At 43.6% G+C, this 24,026-nt stretch carries 25 protein-coding genes and 2 pseudogenes; 6 read left to right on the forward strand and 21 right to left on the reverse strand.

Annotation, left to right across the window (positions count from 1 at the left end; translation table 11 throughout):
• Position 1: 1 nt before the first annotated feature.
• The 3 genes and pseudogenes from C9889_RS04905 to C9889_RS04915 form a co-directional block, all read right to left on the reverse strand.
• The gene (locus tag C9889_RS04905; protein ID WP_129597634.1) at positions 2-1,174 is read right to left on the reverse strand and encodes a thiolase domain-containing protein; all 1,173 of its coding nucleotides are present in this window, start codon (positions 1,172-1,174) and stop codon (positions 2-4) included.
• A gap of 10 nt (positions 1,175-1,184) precedes the next feature.
• A complete protein-coding gene (locus C9889_RS04910; protein ID WP_129597636.1) occupies positions 1,185-2,234 on the reverse strand; it encodes a hydroxymethylglutaryl-CoA synthase in 1,050 nt (349 codons plus the stop codon).
• Between the two features lie 32 nt (positions 2,235-2,266).
• Positions 2,267-3,006, reverse strand: a pseudogene (locus C9889_RS04915) (helix-turn-helix domain-containing protein).
• Between the two features lie 127 nt (positions 3,007-3,133).
• Here C9889_RS04915 and cas4 point away from each other — a divergent pair.
• From cas4 to C9889_RS11175, 4 genes are all read left to right on the forward strand, one after another.
• Complete coding sequence (gene cas4 / locus C9889_RS04920) at positions 3,134-3,922, forward strand: CRISPR-associated protein Cas4 (protein WP_164999284.1); 789 nt, start codon at positions 3,134-3,136, stop codon at positions 3,920-3,922.
• A 188-nt stretch (positions 3,923-4,110) separates the two neighbouring features.
• Complete coding sequence (locus C9889_RS11165) at positions 4,111-5,157, forward strand: phosphoadenosine phosphosulfate reductase domain-containing protein (RefSeq protein ID WP_318531524.1); 1,047 nt, start codon at positions 4,111-4,113, stop codon at positions 5,155-5,157.
• On the forward strand, positions 5,085-5,381 hold the full coding sequence (locus C9889_RS11170; protein ID WP_394342231.1) for a phosphoadenosine phosphosulfate reductase domain-containing protein: 297 nt from the start codon (positions 5,085-5,087) through the stop codon (positions 5,379-5,381). Before C9889_RS11165 ends, C9889_RS11170 begins: the two co-directional genes overlap by 73 nt.
• A 108-nt stretch (positions 5,382-5,489) precedes the next feature.
• Complete coding sequence (locus C9889_RS11175) at positions 5,490-5,867, forward strand: 4Fe-4S binding protein (RefSeq protein ID WP_318531526.1); 378 nt, start codon at positions 5,490-5,492, stop codon at positions 5,865-5,867.
• Positions 5,868-5,882: 15 nt separating this feature from the next.
• Here the strand turns inward: C9889_RS11175 and C9889_RS04930 are convergent, their stop codons facing one another.
• The 11 genes from C9889_RS04930 to C9889_RS10370 form a co-directional block, all read right to left on the reverse strand.
• Positions 5,883-6,554: an ABC transporter ATP-binding protein gene (locus C9889_RS04930; RefSeq protein ID WP_225420098.1), complete on the reverse strand. Its 672-nt coding sequence runs from the start codon at positions 6,552-6,554 to the stop codon at positions 5,883-5,885.
• A gap of 96 nt (positions 6,555-6,650) precedes the next feature.
• The gene (locus C9889_RS04935) at positions 6,651-7,712 is read right to left on the reverse strand and encodes a FecCD family ABC transporter permease (RefSeq protein ID WP_129597640.1); all 1,062 of its coding nucleotides are present in this window, start codon (positions 7,710-7,712) and stop codon (positions 6,651-6,653) included.
• A gap of 254 nt (positions 7,713-7,966) precedes the next feature.
• A complete protein-coding gene (locus C9889_RS04940; protein ID WP_225419990.1) occupies positions 7,967-9,301 on the reverse strand; it encodes a radical SAM protein in 1,335 nt (444 codons plus the stop codon).
• 199 nt (positions 9,302-9,500) lie between these two features.
• The gene (locus C9889_RS04945) at positions 9,501-10,154 is read right to left on the reverse strand and encodes a class I SAM-dependent methyltransferase (protein WP_129597642.1); all 654 of its coding nucleotides are present in this window, start codon (positions 10,152-10,154) and stop codon (positions 9,501-9,503) included.
• Positions 10,155-10,190: 36 nt separating this feature from the next.
• Positions 10,191-11,273, reverse strand: coding sequence for an ABC transporter substrate-binding protein (locus tag C9889_RS04950; RefSeq protein WP_129597644.1), 1,083 nt, complete (start codon positions 11,271-11,273; stop codon positions 10,191-10,193).
• 346 nt (positions 11,274-11,619) lie between these two features.
• Positions 11,620-12,153 (reverse strand): permease, encoded by a 534-nt coding sequence (locus C9889_RS04955; protein WP_129597646.1) that lies wholly within the window; start codon positions 12,151-12,153, stop codon positions 11,620-11,622.
• Positions 12,144-12,644 (reverse strand): permease, encoded by a 501-nt coding sequence (locus tag C9889_RS04960; protein WP_129597648.1) that lies wholly within the window; start codon positions 12,642-12,644, stop codon positions 12,144-12,146. The genes C9889_RS04955 and C9889_RS04960 overlap by 10 nt, the downstream gene beginning before the upstream one ends.
• Entirely contained in the window at positions 12,641-13,789 is a 1,149-nt protein-coding gene (locus C9889_RS04965) for a COG1361 S-layer family protein (RefSeq protein WP_129597650.1), read from the reverse strand. The genes C9889_RS04960 and C9889_RS04965 overlap by 4 nt, the downstream gene beginning before the upstream one ends.
• Position 13,790: 1 nt before the next feature.
• Entirely contained in the window at positions 13,791-14,846 is a 1,056-nt protein-coding gene (locus C9889_RS04970) for a COG1361 S-layer family protein (protein ID WP_129597652.1), read from the reverse strand.
• On the reverse strand, positions 14,843-16,615 hold the full coding sequence (locus C9889_RS04975; RefSeq protein ID WP_225420099.1) for a hydrophobe/amphiphile efflux-3 (HAE3) family transporter: 1,773 nt from the start codon (positions 16,613-16,615) through the stop codon (positions 14,843-14,845). The genes C9889_RS04970 and C9889_RS04975 overlap by 4 nt, the downstream gene beginning before the upstream one ends.
• On the reverse strand, positions 16,519-16,998 hold the full coding sequence (locus C9889_RS10370; protein WP_225419991.1) for a hypothetical protein: 480 nt from the start codon (positions 16,996-16,998) through the stop codon (positions 16,519-16,521). Before C9889_RS10370 ends, C9889_RS04975 begins: the two co-directional genes overlap by 97 nt.
• 451 nt (positions 16,999-17,449) lie before the next feature.
• Between C9889_RS10370 and C9889_RS04980 the strand changes: the two genes are divergently transcribed.
• Positions 17,450-17,587: a 4Fe-4S binding protein gene (locus tag C9889_RS04980; RefSeq protein ID WP_129597654.1), complete on the forward strand. Its 138-nt coding sequence runs from the start codon at positions 17,450-17,452 to the stop codon at positions 17,585-17,587.
• Between the two features lie 24 nt (positions 17,588-17,611).
• On the opposite strand, the gene C9889_RS04985 is transcribed toward C9889_RS04980, so the two are convergent.
• A complete protein-coding gene (locus tag C9889_RS04985; RefSeq protein WP_129597656.1) occupies positions 17,612-18,019 on the reverse strand; it encodes a hypothetical protein in 408 nt (135 codons plus the stop codon).
• Positions 18,020-18,411: 392 nt separating this feature from the next.
• On the opposite strand from C9889_RS04985, the gene purH reads away from it, so the two are divergent.
• On the forward strand, positions 18,412-20,154 hold the full coding sequence (purH, locus tag C9889_RS04990) for a bifunctional phosphoribosylaminoimidazolecarboxamide formyltransferase/IMP cyclohydrolase (protein ID WP_225419992.1): 1,743 nt from the start codon (positions 18,412-18,414) through the stop codon (positions 20,152-20,154).
• A gap of 238 nt (positions 20,155-20,392) precedes the next feature.
• On the opposite strand, the pseudogene C9889_RS10375 reads toward purH, so the two are convergent.
• From C9889_RS10375 to C9889_RS05020, 6 genes and pseudogenes are all read right to left on the reverse strand, one after another.
• Positions 20,393-20,869, reverse strand: a pseudogene (locus tag C9889_RS10375) (class I SAM-dependent methyltransferase); the annotation flags it as partial.
• Positions 20,870-20,908: 39 nt separating this feature from the next.
• Complete coding sequence (locus C9889_RS05000) at positions 20,909-21,169, reverse strand: rhodanese-like domain-containing protein (RefSeq protein WP_164999285.1); 261 nt, start codon at positions 21,167-21,169, stop codon at positions 20,909-20,911.
• A complete protein-coding gene (locus C9889_RS05005; protein WP_129597662.1) occupies positions 21,154-21,390 on the reverse strand; it encodes a DUF2769 domain-containing protein in 237 nt (78 codons plus the stop codon). Before C9889_RS05005 ends, C9889_RS05000 begins: the two co-directional genes overlap by 16 nt.
• A 9-nt stretch (positions 21,391-21,399) precedes the next feature.
• Entirely contained in the window at positions 21,400-22,083 is a 684-nt protein-coding gene (locus tag C9889_RS05010) for a fibrillarin-like rRNA/tRNA 2'-O-methyltransferase (protein ID WP_129597664.1), read from the reverse strand.
• On the reverse strand, positions 22,080-23,027 hold the full coding sequence (locus C9889_RS05015) for an NOP5/NOP56 family protein (protein ID WP_225420100.1): 948 nt from the start codon (positions 23,025-23,027) through the stop codon (positions 22,080-22,082). The genes C9889_RS05010 and C9889_RS05015 overlap by 4 nt, the downstream gene beginning before the upstream one ends.
• Positions 23,028-23,035: 8 nt before the next feature.
• On the reverse strand, positions 23,036-23,995 hold the full coding sequence (locus C9889_RS05020; protein WP_129597668.1) for a beta-ribofuranosylaminobenzene 5'-phosphate synthase: 960 nt from the start codon (positions 23,993-23,995) through the stop codon (positions 23,036-23,038).
• Between the last annotated feature and the right edge of the window lie 31 nt (positions 23,996-24,026).

A 24,026-nucleotide genomic window follows, 5' to 3' on the forward strand; every position in this document is an offset into this window, starting at 1 on the left:
ATCACCTCTCCCTGCCTAATATATGTACAAGTGCAGTCGCACCGGACCCTCCTACATTATGAGCCAGTCCGATCTTTGCACCTTCTACCTGTCTTTTCCCTGCCTCTCCGCGAAGCTGGTTGACAATTTCTGCAGCCTGTTTGATGCCTGTAGCACCCACTGGATGACCACATGCTTTCAAGCCACCTGAAGTGTTTACAGGGATCCTGCCGCCAATCGCTGTATTGCCTTCTTCAACAAATCTGCCGCCCTGTCCTTTCTTTACGAATCCAATATCTTCGATGGCACATATTTCTGCGATGGTGAAACAATCATGCACCTCTGCCACATCGATACCATCCGGCCCGATTCCTGCCATATCATAGGCTCGTTTTGCAGCATAGACACTCGCATCAAGAGTGGTAATGTCGCGGCGGTCATGCAGGGCAATAGTATCACTTGCCTGTCCGGACCCTTTTATATATATCGGAGTGTCGGTGTATTTGTGGGCTTCTTCGGCAGGAGCCAGCACAAGAGCGGCTGCTCCGTCAGTAATCGGAGAGCAATCAAAGATGTGTAAGGGGTCAGCGACCATTATGGAATTAAGCACTTTATCCACTGTGATATTATTCCTGTACTGGGCGATTGGATTATTGGTACCATTCTTGTGATTTTTCACAGCAACCTGTGCAAGCTGTTCACTGGTTGTTCCATATTGCTGCATATGCATGCGGGCTATCATGGCATACAGACCGGGGAAGGTGGCACCCATCATGCCCTCCCACTCCCGGTCAGCTGCTGCCGCAAGGGCTGAAGAAGCGCCAACTGCAGAAACGTCTGTCATTTTTTCAACGCCTGCAGCTACCACAATATCATTGTAACCAGATGCAACGGACTGTATTCCCTGCCTGAAGGCCAATCCCCCTGAAGCACAGGCGGCCTCCACACGGGTGGAAGGTACATGCAAACCGGCTGCCAGGCCGGAATAATCAGCGATCAGGGCACCGATGTGTTCCTGTTCAACAAACTGTCCGCCGCTCATATTACCGACAAACATACTGTCGATACTTTCTCCACCAACTCCGGCATCCCCAAGAGCTCCGACTCCGGCCTCAACAACTATGTCACGGAAAGAGCGCTCCCACATCTCACCGAATTTGGTAGTATAACTTCCGATAATTGCAACGTCTCTCATTTTTATCCCCTCATGCACGTCTTATCTTGCCTTTATGCTTTGCATACATTGCATAATCCATGTAGACAGGATTTGCAAGCAATTCCTCTACCCGGGGAGCTTTATCCCTTATCTTATCAATCTTGTCCGTTACCCTGAAACTGAAGGCATCTGCCCCTGCACCTGAACCAAAGGCTGTGGCAAATATCCTGTCTCCAGGCTGTGCCTGATCAAGAGTAGCTGCGATACCCATCAGGCATGAACCGGAATAAGTATTACCCAATCTTGTGACCACAAGACCGGGGGCAATTTTTTCCTTACTGAATCCCAGCATTTTTGCCACTCTGGAAGGGAACTTACCATTGGGTTGATGGAAAACTGCATAATCGTAGTCCTCAGCTGAAGTGCCAAGTTTATTCATCAGACCTTTTGCGGCACCCAGGACGTGTTTGAAATAACCGGGTTCTCCGGTGAAGCGTCCGCCGTGTTCGGGATAAGGCATACCTTCACGCCTCCAGAAATCAGGTGTATCGGTCGTGAAAGAATAGGTATCTTCGATAATTGCCACCATTTCTTCTTCCTTGTTGCCTATAATATAAGCCGCACCGCCAGCAGCAGCGGTATATTCCAGCGCATCCCCGGGTGCACCCTGTGATACGTCCGAACCTATTGCAAGCCCCAGATCTGCCATATCGGATTGCACCAATCCCATGCATGCCTGCATACCGGCGCTTCCTGCTTTACAGGCAAATTCAAGGTCCGCTGCAGTCATCTCAGGGGTCGCTTCCACCGCTTCAGCCACTATTGTACTGGTGGGTTTGACCGCATAGGGATGACTTTCAGATCCTGTATATATTGCCTCGATTCTGGAAGGATCAAGACTGCTGCGACAAATTGCAGCCCTTGCAGCCTCTACTGCAATTGTTACAGTATCCTCGTCCAGATCCGGGACGGATTTTTCATTCACCATGAGGCCTGCACTGAGTATATCTGCATTATCACCCCATACCTTTGCTATATCCTCCACTTTTATCCTGAATTTGGGGATATATGTACCGTATGAAACAATCCCTACGCTCATTGCTTAAATCACCTTTTGATCAAAAATAAATATCATTCCATTACCTGATATTGACTGTAGTGTTTTAATGCCTCGATCAATTCATCAAGGTCCATAGTCGTTGCCAGCAAAGGGATCCTGTCAACTTCTGCCATTTTTTTGGCCATTGGATCCACATCCCTGATACTAAGGCCATGCAGAACCACTGCTGCGGGTTTCAGGTTTGTGACCCTAATTGCTACCATAGGGGATTTCCCTGTAGACACTTTTGTGAATATCATGGCACGTTCTGTGCTCCATCCATAAAGTTTCTGGAATTCGTGGGAAGACAGTTCCAGAATTGCTTTCTTACTGTCTACCACCGTAAAACCATACAGGGGTTTTTCCACACCCCGGTTGGCCACATCCGCCTCGATAAGAGTGGCCAGTTTTGCAAGCTGCATTGGATATGTGTATTCGTAAGTTGCATAGACCGCTTTTGATACCTGATCACTGTACAGCATGCCTTCATAGGCGTGTATCTTGTGGCCTCCGCTTTCTGAATCAATATTTATCAGAGCATCCACAATCTTGCTGACGATAAGGGTTCCCGGAGACTTTCGCCTTCCACTTTCATAGTCACTTATCACAGATGGCGAAACACCCAGATATGACGATATATCAGTCTGGGCGATCTCGAAATTGAGTCTCCATTTTTCAGAGCCTCACCGGGCTTATCCGAAAGAGTGATCTCACCAGCCATCTTTTCTGCCAGGCGGTGACGTAAGTTTTCCTTTGATGCATCTTCGGTCATGTGCTACAATTACCTCAATACCAGCATGCATATATATTTAACGAATGTCGATTCGTCTATTGCCGACATCCGGATATTCATTTAACTTAAATATTATGCAATTTGTTAACTTCTAAATATGTGTGCAATGTTCTGTGAAACAAATTCCAATGTTTCGGAAGTAGTCCTCTACACGAAATGCCCCCGAAAGGTATACTTTGCCAGCAGGAATGAAACAATAGTAGATGATTTTAAAAAACCTTACATCCGCCATTTGCTACTAAAAGAACTGGCTCTTTCCTGTGCAGAGATTGCCAGATCAAAACAGGAAATACTCCCCCTGCTGCAAACACGGGTCGAAGAAATAGTACAGGAAATAATGACCATCTATTCTGACGAATTGGAGGACATTGATGAAAACCAATTCAAAGATGCTGTGGAAGATGTAAACGAAATGTTGCCTGCAATAGCAGCCAACTTAAAGAACCAATCTGATGAAGAAATGCTTGATTTAATAACACCCGTTGAAATCGAACCCCTGATGCATTCGGATAAATTAAACTTAAGTGGTGCACCATCGGCAATCGTCTTTCACGATGACCAGAAGATGCCTCTGCTAATAAAGAGCGGTAATGCCCCGGAGCAGGGTGTTTGGAAAAATGACCGGATACCTCTGGCAGCCTATGCCATACTTGCAGAAGAAAGATACGACCAAACGGTAAATTCCGCAGTGCTTTTTTATGCCTCCCAGGGTCAGGTAAGACCTGTGAAAATACGGCCAGCCGAGCGCAGGGAGGTGCTTAATATCCTCAAACGGATTGAAAAGATAAAAGACGGAAAAATGCCACAGGCAAAGAGGGGAAAACTGTGTGGATACTGTTCATACGAACAGATGTGCCAATCACAGGGCAATTCCCTGGCTTCAAAGTTCTTCTGAGAACGACCACAATATTATTTAACCAGTACAGGATTTCCAGCATAGATGTCACAACCTGTATTCCATGGAGATTTGCTGCTGCAATGGTGCCACAGCTGCAATGTACCGGTTCTTGGTAATAAGTGTGCCTGCGGGGATGAATGTGTTAAAGTAAATGTTACACCCCCGGGAGATATAAGACCGGCTTTTTGCACGATATCGAACACATAAACCGGATATCAAAACAACAATTCAACAACCCGCTTCTTGACAGGGACAGGGTAGTGCTGCTCAACAAGGCACCCTACGAAGACCGCATGGATGAGATTATTGTTGATGGCGAAGTAATTGCAAGCATACGTTATGAGATCGGCAAACTTGAATGGGTGCTCCTGCCCCGCCTGGAAGCCGGCCGCCGGATTCTGGCAGGCAAAGAAACCCTTACAGGTTACGTGACCATCGAGGAAGATGTGAAAAAATTCCTGCACAAAGGTGCAAACCTGCTTGCTCCGGGAGTACTGGATGCGGACCCTGGAATACAGAAAGAGGATGAGGTCATAATAATCACCCCTGCCGGAGAAGTCGTTGCCACCGGGCGTGCACGAATGGATGGCCGGGAAATGATGGAAGCCAAAAAAGGCACTGCGGTCAAACCCCGGTGGAAAGCGGATACGCCTTCAAAAGTCCATGACAGAAAACCTTCATGCTGGAGCGATGTTATCCGGGCAAACCAATCGATAATGGATGAGTCAATTGCAGAAGCCCACACCTTTATCCAGAAAACTGTTGAAAAAGAGGATCTTCCTATCTCCGTATCTTATTCCGGAGGCAAGGACAGTCTTGCAGTGGTCCAGCTTGTGGATGATTGCGTCAGAGATTATGAAATTATGTTTGCCGATACCGGGCTTGAATTCCCTGAAACACTGGACAACATCCGGCATGTGGGAGAATTATATTCAAAAGAGGTCAAATCCATAAGTGTGGGGGATGCCTTCTGGGAATCCATAGATGCATTCGGCCCACCTGCAGTGGAAATGCGGTGGTGCTGCAAAATATGCAAACTAGGCCCCCTAAGCCGGTTGATAAAGGAGAATTATGAGAAGGGCTGCCTGACCTTTGTAGGCCAGCGCAAATATGAATCCACCACCCGGGCCCGTAGTAATCGTGTCTGGAAAATCCCTGGGTGGGCAACCAGACCGCAGCCTCACCGATACAAGACTGGACTGCCCTGCACATCTGGCTCTACATATTCATGAATGAACTGCCCTACAACCCCCTCTATGAGAAAGGGTTTGACCGGATGGGATGCTGGCTGTGTCCCTCTTCTTCCCTGGGGGATTTGAAACGCCTGAAAAAGACCCATCCCCATTACGAAGAAAAACTGATGAACCATTTGTATGCCTATGCCGAGAAAAGCGGCATCGACAAGCAGTGGGCTGATTATGGGTTCTGGCGATGGAAATCCCTCCCCCCAACATAAAAAAAAATAGCCGAAGAACTGGGAATTAATACCGCTCCCACCAAATACGACCCTGAAAAATTGACATTTACCTCCAGTGTGGGCCATCGCCCCTGCACCACCGGGGAAATGACAGCTGAGGGAAGTTTCTCCACAGCTCTTGACATGGAAAAAATAAGGAAAAGCGGCATGTTGCTTGCTATCGGTGAGGTGAAATATACAGACGAGATAGCAATGATCACCCGGAAAAAAGATACAGCGCAGGTCTTTGCCACAGGTTCAGTAAGAGTCAGGGCATCTTCCAAAGCCGATGCCGGGAAACTCCTCAAGGATACGGAAAACTCCATACGTCGGGCTCTGGGCTGTACGGGTTGCGGGGTGTGTATCGGCAAATGTCCTCACAACGCAATCCGGATTGAAAACAAAATTGCCTATATAGGGGATAAGTGCACCCACTGCGGCAAATGTATAGAGGTCTGCCCTGTGGTGAAATTTGTACGGGACTGAAAAAAGCTGACATAGTTAAAGAGGAAGACATACATTTCTCTGTATGGAACTGACATGATCGATGGTTACATCGACACCATATGCAAGAGCCATGTTCTCTTTTGTAATTACTTCTTCAGCAGTCCCCTGGTCTATGAAATCATTCTCAAGCATTATCGCTACATTCTTAGAGCCTATAAAACCATGGTCCGGAAAGTGCGTGCTCATAATTACAGAAGTGCCCTGAGATGTTAGTCTTTCAATAAGGTTCAGAACATGTACCTGGTTCCCGAAATCCAAATGGGATGTCGGTTCATCCAGAAGCAAAATTTCCGGCTCCTGTGCCAGAGCCCTTGCAATCAGAGCAAGCTGTCTTTCGCCACCACTTACTTCTGTAACAGGCCTGTTCCTCAAATGAGATATCCCCACTTTATTGATGGCATTCTCAGCTATCTTGTGATCCTTTTTTCCAGGAGAGGAGAAGAAGGAAAGATGAGGTGCTCTTCCAAGCATTACAAAATCCAGTATAGAAAAGGGAAATACCGATTGATCTGACTGGGGAACGTAACCTATCTTTTGAGCAATCTCTGTTCTGCTCATCGAAGAGATGTCTTTTCCCTCAATAAAGACGCTGCCTTCACTTAATTTCAATACATTGCCGAGGCATTTTAGCAGTGTTGATTTACCAATCCCATTGGGACCAAGTATGCATAAAGTCTCACCCTTTTTTTAAAAAAAAGGAAATATCCTCAAATACATTCTCCTTGCCACCATACGAATATGAAGCATTGTCTACCCTTAATATCATGACCAACCAACCTTCTTTTTTTGTAAAATATAAGCAAAAAATGGCGCTCCTATCAATGCCGTAAGAACTCCCAGAGGAATTTCTATGCTCATTAATGTCCTTGCGAGATCATCTACGACCAAAAGAAAAGATGCACCGAGGAAAACTGACATTGGCAACAGTTTTTTGTAACTTGGACCAACCAGCATCCGTGCAATATGGGGTACGACAAGGCCTACCCATCCAATAATACCGCTGATACTAATTGCAGAAGTAGTGACCAGAGTAGCACAAATAACGACCAGTATTGTCATTTTCTTAGTATCTATACCCAGTGACCTGGCTTCTTCCTCTCCCAAAGAGATGACATTGATGCGCCATCCAATAAGAATAAGAACAAGCATGCCGGCAAGAATTGCAGGTGAAGCATACATCAGATCCTCGACCCTGACAGATGAGAGACTTCCCATGAGCCAGAATACCATCTCAGGAAGTTTATCATATGGATCTGCGACATATTTTACCAGTGAGGTCAAAGCAGTGAAAACTGCACCTACAATAATACCTGAAAGTACAAGAACCAGCGTGGCCGTTGTTTTGCAGGACTTACTGAGGCTGTAAGCTAGAAAAGCTGCAAGTATTCCAAAAGAAAATGCCATTAACTGGATAACAAATATATTCTCACTTATCAGGATACCCAGGCAGGCACCAAATCCAGCCCCTGAAGCCACTCCTAAAATATAGGGAGATACCAGCGGATTGCGGAAAAGGCCTTGAAAAGAAGCTCCGGATATAGATAATCCAGCCCCTACAAGCATAGCTGCAATTATCCTTGGAAGACGTATCTGAAATATGACAGTACCCACATTTGACGGCTCCACATTTCCTAATGATAGAAGCCAGAAAATAATGCTAGTCATTATAGTTTGTGGAGGAATTGAATACCTTCCCATAAAAAGGGAAAGTACAAAGAGAAATATCATAAGGAAAAATGCGAGGAATATCTGTGTATTACCCTCAGAGATTCTCTTATGAATCCCCAATTTCAAACCTGTGATTCTTCCAATATCATATGACATTTATATCTCATTTCCTAAAATCGGTTCGATAAAGTGGGATCATTGCCTGGATGAAACGCTGTAAAAAGACCTGTTGTGCCTTGAAGAATCAAAGGACACACCATAGAACCTTTTATAGAACTGATTTGCTTCTTTATCAATATCAAAATTAAAAACATCAGGATGTAACTTATTTGCTATGTACATCAGCCCCAATATCCATCTAGGACTTCCGAAATCCCATAATGGACGAAGACCGTATATCCTCCTGTTTTTTAAGGCATCTGCAGATAGACCATGTTTTTTACAATAGGCATATGAATCGGAAACGGGGTTGAAAGGAAGCCTGATATGAATATGAACTCAGGGTTCATCCCGGCAAATTCATTATGAGAAATACCAACCCCGGGTTTTCCCTCCCTGTCGATCAGCTTGTTTACACTTTCCCCGCCTGCAGCTTCAACAAGATTATTCTCAATTCGCTCCCCATTGAGTGCAAAAAGGGGATATCCCATACAATAATAGACCCGTGGCCTTTCAATGTCATTTGTCACAGACCGTATGAAATCCAGTTTCTCCCTCATATAAGCCACAAGTTCCATTCCTTCCTTTTTCCTGTCTGCAAGGGCGGCAAAATGTTCAATTACATCAAAATAGGAGTCAAGGTCCTGAGAACTGGTATGAAGCTGCTCCAAATATCCTGTTTCCATGACATTGGCCCATATTTCTGCAAGTTTATAATCATCTTTTACCCCAAGGCAGACAAGAATAGCATGGATCATCTCCAGCGCCCGGGTTATCCTGTATCCTCCCATAAATCCCGGTTCATGATGAGAAACTTCACTTACTTCTCCTCTGAAAAAGGCCGGATTCGAACACTCACATCCCCCCTGCGGCAGGTAGGATAAAGTACGGGAGCCCATGGGACCAAAAAACTCCCTCTGGAAAATGATTTTACTGCATTCTGGACATACCGTGTTCAAATGATCGGTACCCGGAGAATTGAAAAGATACACATAATTTAAGTGCTGGCTTAATTTGTCACACAGCACTTCACTTTCCCTTATCGTTGGTTCGATCTGAGGGGCTGCATCTCCAAAAGGTACAAACCTCATGACCTGAAACGGTATATCCCTTGAAAGGGAGGAAACAAATTTTGCAGTATTTATGACTTCATCCTCTGAACCCTTGATGTAAATGGTAGAAACCTCAACATGAACATCACTTTCTTTGAGTAATTTCAGATTCCTGAAAACTGGTCCCGAACCTCTGGCACCGCACGAAATATACCTTTCATCTGAATAACCCTTTATACCGATATTTACGAAATCTATCAAAGGGATTAGTTCTTTCAATGCGTTTTCTGTAAAATATCCGTTAGTGGAGCAACCGATCAAAAGATTGTTCTGCCTGGCCTTTTTAGCAAGGTCGCGGAATGTAAAATAGGAGACAGCCGGATCATTGAGACAAAAAACAATCCCTATGCAGTCTTCATCAAGGGCTTTATTGATAACATTCTCATTGCTAATTCCACTTTTTTTTATTAGTTGAAAGAAGACGGGATGCCAGGATCTCCGAGATGCAGCCTTCACATTTGAAATTGCAGCCAATGGTACAAACCTGCAGAAATTTACCCTGCGGATAGAAATGAAGGAGGGGAACGGTCTCAATGGAAACCGGAAACATTGTGAAGTAGGTGTTTGGAAATCTCTCGGTGATCTGACCATTTTTGTTGGTATACATACGACATTGGCCACTCTTTCCCTCTGCAAGATCGCAGCCGATTTCACATATGTTGCACTTCATAGGTTAGTCCACCTTATTGAAACATATCCAGAAACCAGATTCATCATCTATTATCCTGTAATGGTCAATTTCCGCAACATGCAGTGCTTTTTTAAAAGAATCCAGATTGGTCTTGTTCAATCGTTTTTCGACACACTGTGGCCATGTAGGGTCCCTTTTTTCCATGGCCTGTGTGATCTTTGACTTAAGTTCCGCTGTGCCGAAACCACCTCCAATATAGGCCATACCACCGGGTTTTAGCACACGATATATTTCCCTGAAAGCCTGGGGCACGTTCTGCCAGAAGAATAGAGAACCGCGGCTTACGACCAGATCAGCAAAACAATCGTCAAAAGGCATATCATGAATGTCACCGAAAATAGGGGTAACATTTGCATTCAAATCCCTTGATTCAATCTTTTTCTTTGCTATAGCGAGCATTTTTTCAGAAAAATCCATTGCATAGACCTTGCCATCGACAAACTTACTGAGGGCTATCGCAAGTGATGCAGGTCCGCTGCCCACATCTATGAATGTCCCGCTCATGATCTGGCATCTGTTGATTATCTGCTGTGAAATAACAGGATATATAGGAGCAAAGATATTGGCAGCAACATCTTCGAAATTTTCGGCATAATCATCATGAAACCCAACTTGACCAGTTATTTCATCTGTCATTTAATTGCACCTCCGTCTGAAACTATCGATAAAATTTTAATTTGCTGCGGCAGCCGGGTTCAATAACTCATCGATCTCATCTTCCGACAGTTCATAATGATAGAACTCTGAATAGAATTCCTTTACATGGCCCCTGAGATCAAGATCGTTGAACTCTTGAGGGTAGAGCACTTTAGCTGTCCAGGGAATACCAATTATCCTGTTAACACCCGGTGGCCTGTCAAACCAGCAAAAAGGAGCATCCGGGAAAAGATATACCTCATCGTTTTTTACCGCAGTGATGTCCTGCCAGAGAGGATCTTCATATACATTTTTGTAAAAAATTCGGTCACCTGTGATGATAACTTCGGGGTCCCATTGCAATACCTGTTCGATGGACACCACTGATCTTCCATAACCCTGTTCAATGGGACATTCTGCTACATTGACACCACCACATATCTCTATCAACTGACTGTGCGGAGAACCTTCCGGGTCCGTAAGCAGACCATTCGTGCCTTCTGCATAATAGACCCGTTTCCTTTCATCTTCAGGTATTTGTGAGACCTTTACAGTGACATTGTTAAGTGCTCTTTTGTAAAAAGAGATCAATTGACCTGCCCTCTCTTCTTCTCCGAGAACATTGCCCATGAATTTGATTGACTTTGCATATGCCATGGCATCAATTGTCGATTCAATACCCACAACCGGAATTGTACCGAATTTTTTCTGTCTTTCATTGATGGTAGAATTAACATCCCCTCCACTGTTGTAGCCTTCAAAGATGATATCGGGACCCATGGATATTATGGTTTCATAATTTCCATCCTGCTTACCAAACCAACCGCCAATCACAGGCAGGGTCTGATACTCAGGTTTCAGATATGTTTGCGACTCCTGAGGCATAGAATTCCAGCCTGCTAATTTATCAGGAGCCAGCATGTAGATTAGCATTGTTGCAGGAGGAGAAGTGGCAACTGCCCTGTCAACCTCAGCCGGGATTGCAACTGTCCTTCCCGCCATAACAGTTATCGATCTTGTGCCCTGCGCAGGAACTTCCTCTTGATCTACGCATGCACTTGTGCATACCGCAAACAAGATCACAAATATCAATAGAATATACCTGAATTTTTTATGCATGAGAGTTCCTCTATGGAGAAAGTGTCTTACTTTCATAACATGTAACGATATGTTCGGATGGACATAACGATACATAAAGTTTTCTTAATTCAGCCAGGTTACTACAGATTCCATAGAAATTTCTGACAGAATCCCGCATAACCAAGCTGGTTAATCTGAAAAAAAGCATGGAAAACTCAATCAGCCGGGCTCTGGGCTGTATGGTTTGCAGAGTATGTATCGGCAAATGTTCTCACAATGCAATCAGGATCAAAAAAATGCCCATATCGGTGAGGAATGCTAAACTGTGATAAATTTATCCTAGTGTTTCCTGTTGTGAATTTTGTAGGGGACTGAAAGGCTGATATTATAACCTATCATCAGTAATTTCAAAAAAATATTCAATTATTTTAGCCATTATGATTACCAAAATTACAGTGAAAAATAACCTCAAAAACATAAATTTCCAGCCTAAAAACTGAAACTCCATCAGTTCCTGTGGAATCTTCAGGCATGCCCACGCCGAGAGGAAGATTATGACATTGGATACACGAGCCCCTTTTTCCAGCAGATGAGATGCTATAGGGAAAGCAACATACAAGGGACCTGTAGGTAAAGAACCCAGGAAAAATGATAGAAACATACCCTTTATTCCAGCATATTTGCCAAGATATTTCTCTATCATATTATTAGAAACATATACTGAAAAAAGCCCCATTATCAACATAACTGCCGGGAGAATTAGAACCATTTCCATCGTATATTGCCAGAAATATTCAATTACACTCCCGGTTTTGGAAGGATATATTTTGAGAAACACAAAGGCAATCAACAATACAATTCCAAAAGAAATCCAATCTTTAAGGTTCTGCTGATTGCTGATCTGGGAACTTATTGCCATAAGGTTGCCTCCATTGCCACACCCACAATTAAAGCAATAACAATGGCAATAACAAAACTTATTCCATTTCGAAGCAGTGCAAATTTTTTGCCCAGTTGCCGGATTTCCAGAGGTAATGTAACCGTACCAATCATTGTCAAAGTCGTGATCAAAGCGGCCACTGCGGTATAAGATATACCTTTTTCGAGCAAAGAAGCGGCCAGAGGAAATGAAAGTATTGCGGGAATATGCATAATAGCCCCCGCAACCCCGATTAACAAAATACCGCCTAATCCTGACTGTTGCCCAATAAATCCGGATAAGTTTTCAGGGGAAACAAAACCAAGGAACAAAGCAATCACAATCAGTATGATCAATGTCACAGGCAGGATTTGCATGAAACCCTTAAATGCAATTTTGATTGAGAGAATTGCTTTTTCCCGGTCATCCATAAATGCAACTAGAATACCTGCCAGAGCCATAACATTAATGAGAAGGACAGCAGCATTCATGGTAGTGTCTTATTTCCTTTCCTGATTGATTTCCTGTATATTAATAATCCTCCTGAAACAACTACCAGAATTCCAAGGATCACTAACATCCATGTATTGCTGAGAACCTTATCCTTCAGGGAAGTTGCAGGCAACGTTTTAACTGAAATTTTCATGGTGTCTGATAATTGTGTTTCGCCCTCGTCATCCTCATAACGAATCTCACTATTTATGGAATGGTTCTTGGATATTGCCCCTCCATCAACATTCAAACTGAAAACCCCCTGTGCAGTACCTCCGGATTCAATATCACCGAGAAATGCTTGATCATCGGTTGTGCTGAAGGGTGTATATACGCTTATTTTAGCAGTAGCATCCTTTGCAGGAAGGTTTCCTGTATTTTTGTAGGTGACTTTTATTATACCTTCTTCACCGCTCCTGAGATCAGAAGTAACATTGATTACATCAAAATTTGCTTCCTTTTTGATAATTATGGGAATGGTGTGGTTCTGGGTTTTTGCTTCATACCACATCCCAATTTCGACATCTTTGATCTTTCCGTCAGCCGTAAGTTCATCACCGCTCACCTGTACGTTTTCCTGATAGCCATACACTGTCTTTAATACAAGAGAATAGGTCCCCGCCGGTGCATCATCAGCTATATCCACAATAAATTTAGGAAGGGATTGAGTTTGTTCACCTGAACGAAGTGTACCTGATTCCTGTGAACCGGATTTTACATCGATAAACGAGTGTGGTGAAAGGAGGATCGAAGTAATACCTATCGCTGTAATCTTTTCTGTTTCATAACCTCTCTCTATTGACTGGAGCTTTAGGTCCAGATTGTCGTCTGCTTCGTTTTTGATTTCAAAGCCGGTAATTGTACCCTTATTTGCAAGATTTATATTCAAATCATAAATATGACCACTTGAAAATTCATTATTTCCCAGTATACTTGCTTTTAGGTCAGGGCTGCCATAGGTAGTATAAAAATTATCCCCGAAATTGAAATTCTCAGACCTTTGGGGAGAGACGGTCCAGTAAATTGAGTCATCGTTTTCAATTTCTGAGACATTAAAACCAATGGATGTTCCAATGGCTGTTGAAGAGGAAAGAACAATAAATAAACATACAATTGCCAGTAATACAATGTTTCTACCGATCATTTCATACACCCTTATTATTTCTTTTATTTTTGACAGTATCCACTATCAAATAGATAATCAATGAGGTAATTATTATCAATGCAAGAGTAGAAAGGCTCATCCATTTATCAGAAGGTACTACTTCTATTTTTGAAACCAATATATTTGAATATTGGATTTTTTCATCGTCAAAATATTTCACACTGCTTGAGATAGAATAATTCTTTGGAATTACACCTCTCCCCGTTGAAAATTTGAAACTGGCGGTTACAGTTTCATTGGGTTTAACGTCACCAAGTGTGGCAATGGAATGTTCAATCTCCAATGGATCCATAGCAGTAAGTTTTACAGATGCATCCTCTGCCACATTCTCGCCGATGTTCCTATAGGCGATATTAATGACACCCCCGTCATCGACTGAAATGTTGCCCCGGGTATTTGTGATTTCAAAGTTTGGAGATTTTTCAATTTCTATGGGAAAAGTTATACTTGTATTGGCATTCTTATAATACGATATATAAGGTCTCTCAGTGGTATCCTGCAGAATTTCGTTATTTGTAACCGTCCTAACCTGGCTCTGATATTCATAAGACACCTGTAGATTGAGGGAATAGTTCCCTGCAGGTGCATTATTATCGATATCAATTGTATATCTTAAGGGATGCTCAAGAATCATACCGGGTTTTAAGGCCTTGATCGTATACACACTCGTTTCAGGTCTAATGTAGATATAGGGACTCGGGGATACAAGTTCTGCTTTGACGCCATGTGCCACCGTCCTCATTTTCTCTTTTTCCATTTCATTCTGGGCCAATTCAATATCCAGTGGGTCCTGTGGAACAACATTGATCTTTAAAGCTTGAATTATTCCTTTATTTGCAAGATTGATTTCTATGATTCTGGTTTCACCTTTTTCAACTTCAGGATTTGAAAGTAAAGAGCCATGTATATTCGGCACCCCGGAAGCTTCATAGTAATCTATTGTGTTGTGTGGGGGAATCGATGTGATTTCAGCAGAGGCTCCTGTGGAAATAGAAAACATCATTATCAAAAGGATTAAATGAATGGCTTTTTTCATAAATCAAGACTTCCTTTTCTTTTATCACGAATATTTTCCAGCAAAATCATAGTAGCCGGAAACACAAAAAAGGAGGATACAAGTGCAAGCAATACGATCAGTACTGTAATCATACCGAAATTTTGATTGATCAAAAAAGGAGAAACGATCAAAGCAGAGAATCCAAAAACTGTTGTCAGTCCGGATGTAACTATAGCTGATCCTATTTTTGTACTGGCTTCCCTCATAGCTTCAAAAGATGTTGCACCTTTCTCTTTTTCTTCATAGTATCTTTCCATTATGTGAATAGCATATTCCGTCCCGATTCCAAGAATCATAGCCCCGAGGGTAGCTGTCATGGGACTATAGGAAAGCCCGGAATAATACATAGCTCCCCCTGCCCATCCGATTACCATGAACATGGTTACAACAGGTACAAGAGCTTTCAACCAGTCCTTGTATACAAAAAGTAATCCGATAAAAATCATAAACACTCCCAGAAGTGTCATTGCGAATCTGCCTGTTGTAAGCGCATCAATAATTGCAGTAAAAACCACATTATTTCCGGTAATTGTAATTTCCGTATCCGGAGGAGATTGATACCACGCAATATCTTCCTCTAGATGCCCGATAAGATTTCCCAACCCTTCCCCATCCAGATCATTATTAACACTTAATTCCATCATGAGCAGATTATTTCCATGTAAATATGAAGCCTTCTGATTTTGCGGGATAGTATCATAGATTTTTGCAATTTCACTATTTGTATCCGGTATTGAGCCTGAATTCAGAGATTTTACAGCAGATACAATGCTTCTGGATCCATACACATGGCTACGTGAATCAACAATATAATCAGAGAAAGAATCCATCCATTTAATTAATTCAGGATTGGTGTTATCCCCGGTTTGAATAACCAGATATACACTTTCTCCTCTTTCAGTTATTTTATAAAAATTATCTATATGTATCAGAGCTTCCATATCCTGAGGCACAAATTCTTTTTCATCTGTTTGCACAGGAACAGACTGGTCTGCATACAATCCAAAAACACACAACGTTGCAGCAATTATAAGTATCGGCACCGGGTGATTCAACGTAAATACAGTTGTTTTATCAAGAAAACGTTCAATCATTGTAGGCTTTTGAGGTTTTGTATTGGTTTTATCATCAAAAGGAGAATTTCCAAAAGATTTTTTCTTATATTTTCTGGCTAAGATATGAATTACAGGAACCCCTACAAACTGAGCTGCTATATAGCACAGAAAAGTACCAATAAACAGCATTTTTCCAAAATCCCGTATCATGGGAACAGAAGATGTTAACAGGGATACAAAGCCCAATGCACTGATACTATATGCTATCAATATGGCAGGTGCAGTATGTTTGACCGTTTCTATAACTGCATCCTTCTCTGAATCCTGTGATGACAGTTCCTCTTCCAGCCGATTATGAAACTGGATTGTATAATCAATCCCCATACCGATAAGAATTGGAAATGCAGCCATGGACACCATTGTCATGGGAATGCCAATATAACCCATAGCACCAAATGTGTAAATAATTCCGACACCGACAATAAATATCGGTAAAACCCGCCATCTTACACCCCCAAATGTCATATAGAGGGCAATTATGATAAGAATGGCAGATGCACCAATCAGAGGGGGCATTGCCTGTCGTATCGCATTTTTCATTTCAATTGAAAATGCCTCTTCCCCTGTAACCACAACAGAGGTCGCCGGTGGGAAATCTGCATACAGAACGGATTTTTCTGTTTCACGCAAAATTTTTTCGAGTCTAACATCAGCAGTATTTCCGGATGTTTGTATAAGAAAAGTGTGTGAGTGTTGTCAGGAAGGAGAAGTTCAGTTTCCCCGTTTTCAGGCACTACAATATCTTTTTGATTTTCAGGAATTACCATGTTTCCTGTTTTTATGTAGTTTGCATTCTTGACCGCATCTGCTATGTGTAAAGTCTCAACAACTCCTGGTATATCGGAAATCTGTTGGTCCAATCTGTCAATAGCTTTTAAAACTTCAGGTGACCTGATATCCTCATCTTCTATCATTATTACTATCGAATGGGCACCCAGATAACGAAGATAAAGATTTTCATAATCCTGGTAGACTTTTGTATCTTTATCGACATAGGTTTCTGTACCGGTACTCATACCTATTTGTTGTGCTCCCTGAAAAGCAACAAAAATGAATAAGAATGCAATAAGGAGTATAATTAAAGGTCGTTTTTCAATAAAGAAACCCAATTTCTCAAATTTATCTTTAATTATAGCACCTCTTAAAAGTAAAATTGATACATTGCACCAGATTCATTCTTCTAGAAGGTAAGCAGAATATACTATAAAAATTAAACAGTTTCAGTAATGATACCGATTATCAATAGGTACAGCCTCTGATGTTTTACATTAATTAGGTTTCTGACAAAATCCCATATAACCAAACTAATTAACCTGAAAGATATAAAGTCGATAGCTACTTCCAACAATTTCACTCCAAAAGGACGTGTTAGTTTTTAGATTTTCAAGAGACAGATTTCCTGATCCACAACAACGTATGGGATATGATGCAAGTACATGGAAAACTCAATACGCTGAGCCCTAGGATATGAAGGATAAGGTATGTATCGGCAAATGTAACCGCAATGCAATCTGGATTGAAAACAAAATTGCCTATATAGGGGATAAGTGCACCCACTGCGGCAAATGTATCGAGGTCTGTCCTGTGGTGAAATTTTCTGAATAAGAACCTAATTTTATGGATGAAGATTCAGATAACACCATTTATTACAAGATACAGATAAGTTCCACCCAAAAATACAGCCAGCCAGAGAACCAATTCAATTCTCATATATTTTTTAGTCTTCCAGCTCCACCTATTTGTGACAAATATAGCTCCTAGCACCAATGCTATGGTGCCCAGTGAACCATGCACTACAACTGATGGTGAGATTGAACCTGTGCCAATTATAAAAAGGTAAGCAGAATAGGCCATATACAAGACAGATATTATTGCCAGAGAATAGCCAACATTGATTATCTTCCCATGTTTTGATATTCCTTCATTCATGGATGTGCTTTTTTTCAAAGCAATAAAACCTATAACAATCAGCAATAAGGCTACTATTTGTAAAATCAATGAAAACATACGAAGTTCAGACATTGTAAATCCAAGCATTATGACACCCCACTAAGTACCAAACTGAATTTCTTTTATACATAAATTTACCAGCCCAGAGCTTATAAGTTTTTGGAGAGCAATAGTTAGTAGGATTAATCACTAATTTTGTACCATTGGGTTAATTAGCATTCCAAAATACAGCAAAACTTGGAAATAGACCTAAAAAAGCAGGCTAACATGTGACTATCCCTGGCAAAAGTTGTAAATTCTAAAAAAGTCGCGGAACGTAGGTCAAAGAGGTTCAGATTGATACCTGCAGAGAAAATAATTGTTGAGAACCGGCCAATTCTTAAATGCATATCTGGATGTAATGGCCACCAATATTTACTACAACCAGAAGAGACCAGAACCTTTATTAGTAATATCTTACAACCTGACTTGGTGATTTTTTGGTAAAAAGGGCATTGCTGAGCGTTTCCGACAAAACGGGAATCGTGGATTTTGCACGCGGGCTCAAACAACTTGATGTAGAAATCATTTCAACCGGAGGCACGGCACGTATGCTCCGGGATGCAGGAATAGAAACAATTGACGTATCAGAGATCACCGGATTTCCCGAGATGATGGGAGGCAGGGTTAAGACACTTCACCCAAAGATACATGGTGGCCTGCTTTGCCTGCGGGAAAATCCGGAACACGTCAGCGACGCTGAAGACCTTTCTATCGAACTTATCGACATGGTGGTCGTAAACCTCTATCCCTTCGAGATAACCATATCCAGGGAAGGAGTTAATCTGGAAGAAGCCATCGAGAACATTGATATCGGCGGGCCCTCCATGCTCAGGTCGGCTGCCAAGAACTACAAATCTGTTACAGTGCTGAGTGACCCCAAAGATTACGGACACATTCTCAAGGAACTGCGCTCAAACGGAGTAGTTTCACAGGAAAGCCGGGAAAAAATGGCAGTCAAGGCATTCCGCCATACTGCAAACTATGACAGTACAATTGATACATACTTAAGCCGCACCTTATTGGGAGAAGATACCCTGCGGCTTAATTTCACAGGCGGCAGAGAACTGCGTTATGGAGAGAACTGGCATCAGGAAGCATTATTTTTCTCCCAGCCAGAAATAGAGGGCCCTGCCCTTGCAAACTGTCGCCAGCTGCACGGCAAGGAACTATCTTACAACAATTATGTGGATGGGGACAACGCCCTCCAGACTGTCAAGGAATTGGGGCACGAAAAACCTGCAGTATGTATCGTCAAACACAATAATCCCTGTGGTTTGGCAACCGGCAACACACTCCTGCAGGCCCTGCAGGCTGCCTGGGACGGTGATCCGATATCCGCCTTTGGAAGTATCATATGCACCAATGTCCCGATGGATCTCGAATCCGCCAAATTCCTCAAGGGCAAGTTCGTGGAAATCATAATTGCTCCGGAATTCAAACACGATGCACTGGACTTTTTGAAGAACAAGAGCAAAAACCTGCGCCTGCTGGAACTACCTTCACTCAATGAATCCTTTGACGCGGAATTTACCTACAAGTATATTGCAGGCGGAATGCTCAAACAGTCCCGCAATATCGGATTGTACGAGAAATGGGAATGCGTCACCAACACAGATTATCCCGAGGAGAAAAAGGGCCTGTCCGAATTCTGTATTGCAGCCTGCAAATGCACCAAATCCAATGCAGTAAACCTTTCATGGGAATATGAGGATGGATGCTACATGATGCTGGCAATGGGTGCCGGTCAGCCCAACCGGGTGGATTCCATCCGCAAATTATGTGCAACCAAGGCAAGGGAAAACCTGAAAGAGATCTATGACAGGGGACAGCCCGAAATGGACTTTGAGGAATACTGCAAAAGTATTTTCGCAGAATCTGTCCTGGCCTCTGATGCCTTCTTCCCCTTCGATGACAGCATCATCCATGCCGCCGAGAACAATATCAAATATATTGTCTCCCCTGGTGGCTCCATCCGGGACAATGAAGTTATAGACACCGCCAACCGGCTGGGTGTTTCCCTCGTATTTACCGGAATGAGGCACTTTTGCATTGAAAAAATCAGTGGGAATTATCCCACGATATTTTTACCCTTGACGAGCGACCTACCTGAACCAGCTCGTCCCCTTCTTTTTCCAGTATTTCTTCCAGATGGGAGCGCAGTATCTGTTCCTGCTCATTAGTGGCAATCTTGTAATGGGGTTTGTAGTGCTGTACCGCCTCATCCAGGGAAGAAAAGCGGGTATCATGTGTCAACTCAAAATTTTCCATATCCGGATAGATCCCCATGCTATAGAGCACATTGTAGAGGACATCACATTTGGGAGAGGGATAATATTGTCTGCCATGCAACTGCGGCCAGATACGTGAATAATTCTTATCCCAGGAAGTCGGACCTGCAAACCAGTAGATGTAAACTTTGCCACTGCTTACCTGCTGGATCTTTTCAATAGCCTTCCTGATATCGGGCACATGCAGGGAATAGGACGCTACAATCACATCATAAGGAGAACCCAGTTCCTCCAGGGACACATCCTCCCAGTTCTTCTGGATACATGTGACATTGCCGAGATTGTTATCAGCGATATTTTCCTTCAGGACTTCTGTCATCCCGTCAGCAGGCTCCACTGCAGTTACATGGGACCCCCTTTGCGCCAGGGGAATTGCCATTGAACCGGGACCGGCACCTATATCCAGTATCCGGGAATCGCTGTCGTGCTTGATGTCCTTAAGGGTTTTTTCCAGCCGTTTACCACTTTTGCGGGAGGATTGCCAGAAGCGTTTGGCGTTTTCATAGGTACCCCAACGATCCGGCTGTTGAACCTGTTCATCTGCCTCGTTATGCAATTTCATCTGCTCGATCCAGACGCTGCCCCAATCAATTTCATCATACAACATGTATGTGAAAAGGAGAGAAGGAGTAAAAAAGATTGGGTTTTATTCCTCGTAAGGATAGCCACCAGAGCGCCATTCATTAAAACCGGCTTCCATATTATAAACATCACAGTAACCCGCATCCAGAAGAATATTCGAGGCGGTCACACTGCGTCTGCCACTGCGACAGTAGACAAGAATCGCAGTCTCCGAAGGTACCTCATCCAAGCGGGATTCCAGTTCAGAAACAGGAATCAGGTAGGAATCCTCCAGATGGGCGTTACCATAATTGTATTTTTGCTCACAATTCATTCCAGCCTGCAAAAATAATCCCCTTCAAGAGCAAACTGATGATAGACATAACAGTCCTTACACATACATCCCTGCCTGGCCTCACCGGATACAGGACCCCGCGCACAAAACATATAACCTTCACCCGGATAGGATGGACATTTCTTACACAAGCAGGCCCTGGAATGATGATACGATGGGCAGACACCGAAATATTTGCCCAGACCCTGTCTCAATTCCTCCTGATCTGCCATCTGCAAACCTCATTCAGTCTTTTTTACAACTACCCCGAGATGATCGATATGGAACGGTGCAAGTTTCTGTTTCTTGACAAGTTCCAATTTTGAATTATCTTGCTCCAGTAATGTTTTGAGCTGCTGCTTAAAAACCGTATCGGGTTTTGCAGTTGAATCCACACTCCGGGCCTTGATGCTCATCAACAGGTAACCGCCGGGTTTGAGGAAGTGCTGCACATTGGACAGGGCAATGGATGCCTGGTCCGGCTGGGCCACATCCTGAAATATAACATCAACAGGCTCCACAACATTTGCATAGGACTGCGGTTTGGAAGCATCGGCAAGCAGAGGGATTATATTTGGCCTTTCTTCGCAGATAGGCAACATGTCCCGCATTGTACGGGGGGAGAATTCCACTGCATAGACCACTCCCTGCTGCACAATATCCGAAACATGACTGACAGTGGTACCTGTAGCCGAGCCCAGGTAAAGCACCTTCGACGTGTTTGTAAAGGGCGAGGGAAGTTTTTTGAGCAGCATTGCCGCAAGTTTACTCCTTTTGGGCTCCCAGATACGGTACTCCGCCTGTTCAACCTGCACCAGGCGTTCCCCGTACACTTCAAATCCGGGAGAAAGATTTCTGGTTGCAAGGAACCTTTTCTTGCCCTGCTGTAGCGTGAAAATGTTTTCATGGAAGGTTTTGACCTTCATTTGCTCCCCTCCTTGATGGATTGGACCTTACGATCCAGTTTTTCTTTAATTGCAGGATTCAGCTGACCGGAAAAAGCATCCACCCTGCTTGCGATACTCAGGCTTGAAGCAAGAGCGCGGGCCATTTTGCCCCGGATTTTGGGATGGGAATTCTTGATTAAAGGATGATTGAAAATAATACCGTGTTTGGGAGAAGTAGCCTTGCCTCTGAGATGTTTGAATAAGGCCTGGTTTGCACCCATTACCTGAATGGTACTTGACGGCATGCGGGAGAGAGATTGCAATCCGCCGGCCATACTGATCAATCGAGCACCCAGATTGGCTCCTGCAACCTCATCCAGATTGGGAGCGAGTTGTTCCATGTTTTTGTGAATATAGGCTTCTATCACATGACGCCTCTCATACAGGGAAGTGAGGTCCGCTGCAAAAGCCTTTATGATAGCTCCGTCCTCTGCATCCATTTCCATACCCACCGACGAGCGGGCAGCCTCATGGAACTGCGAATCCTGCTGTAAATCCTGCCTGAGCCCGTTTTCGGCTACGAATTTAGCCAGGTTTTCGGTAAGCATGCCTGCTTCGGGGAAATGTTCACCGTACCATATACCCAATCTCTCAGCCAGCAGGTTGGCCGCCTCATCAATATCATCCAGCGCTTCCACGGCATGGATAATTCGCAAATCCGGAGAATAAGAGTTCTTTATCTTAAGCCGTGTGGCTGCAATACATACTTGCTGCAACAGGGAATAATATTCAGTTTCCCCTGCTACGAAACCACACTCAATAGCGTTTTGAACAGGATCAAACCCTGCCGGCGGGATTTGTTTGGGATCTGCCTGAAAGACAAGCAATCTTTCTGCCAGCTGCTGCACATCCTGAGTACAGGGACTGCAGTCAGCCACACTTCCATCTTCATTGATTTCAATATCTGCAAACCAGGTTTTCACATTCAAGGTTAATCCATCCTTATATCCGCACCGGTGTTATTGGGAGTTGTAAGCAAAACCTTGCCTCCTATATTCTCATCCAGGAATTTTTGCATTTGTCGGACAATACGTTTCCCCTGAGTCTCATTTTCAACAAAACCACATATTGCAGGCCCAAAGGAACTCATCCCGACACCATGGGTGTCGGCCAGTCTCATCTGTTCAATTACGTCTTGCACCTGCTGGCTCTGCAGGGATATCTCTTGCTTTTTGAAGCCCAGTGTCTGCAGGCTGTCAAGTGCACTGGCGAAGTTCTCAATATCTTTTTCAATAACTGCCGGAATCATCTGCATCAGAACAATGTGGGAGATCGCCTGTACATCCTCCAGGGGTACAGGACAGACCTGCCTGAAAATATCGACTTCCTGTGCATCATGTGCTCCCTGCCTGTCAGGAAGGGCCAACACTATGGGCCAGTCAGGAAAATCATGCCTGAAAACTATAGGAGCGGGAGGGGCCGGACTGGCAGAGGAGGGAGAAAAAGCGCCTTTATCAGAAAAACTATGTCCGCAATCCACAAGGAAACCTCCTTCCTCAAAAGCCGCCACACCAATGCCGGAAGTACCACCCCGGCCCACTTTTTGGGCCATCTGTCTGACAGAAAATCCCAGTTCGAAAAGCTCGTTGATCGCAGCCGCAGTACACAAAGCCACCTGTGTACCCGAGCCCAGACCTACATGGGCAGGCATGTCCTCATCAAGATAGATACTGATCCCTTCTCCTTCAGGCAGCAGGGCAAAAACTGCAGATTGCACTTTGTCGTACAGCAATGAACTGCCGGTAATCTCCACATGATCACTTTTTTCAGCAGTAAGATGTATGTGGGGATACTGCAGACTAACCCCCACTCCCCCATCAACCCGGCCCAGGGAAGCATTAAGGTCAATCAGAGAGAGGTGCAGCCTTGAAGGGGATGTAATCTCGATCATAGTACCTTGGAACTAATTCACAATCATATAT

The organism is Methanohalophilus profundi, assembly GCF_004137855.1.
GTDB lineage: Archaea > Halobacteriota > Methanosarcinia > Methanosarcinales > Methanosarcinaceae > Methanohalophilus > Methanohalophilus profundi.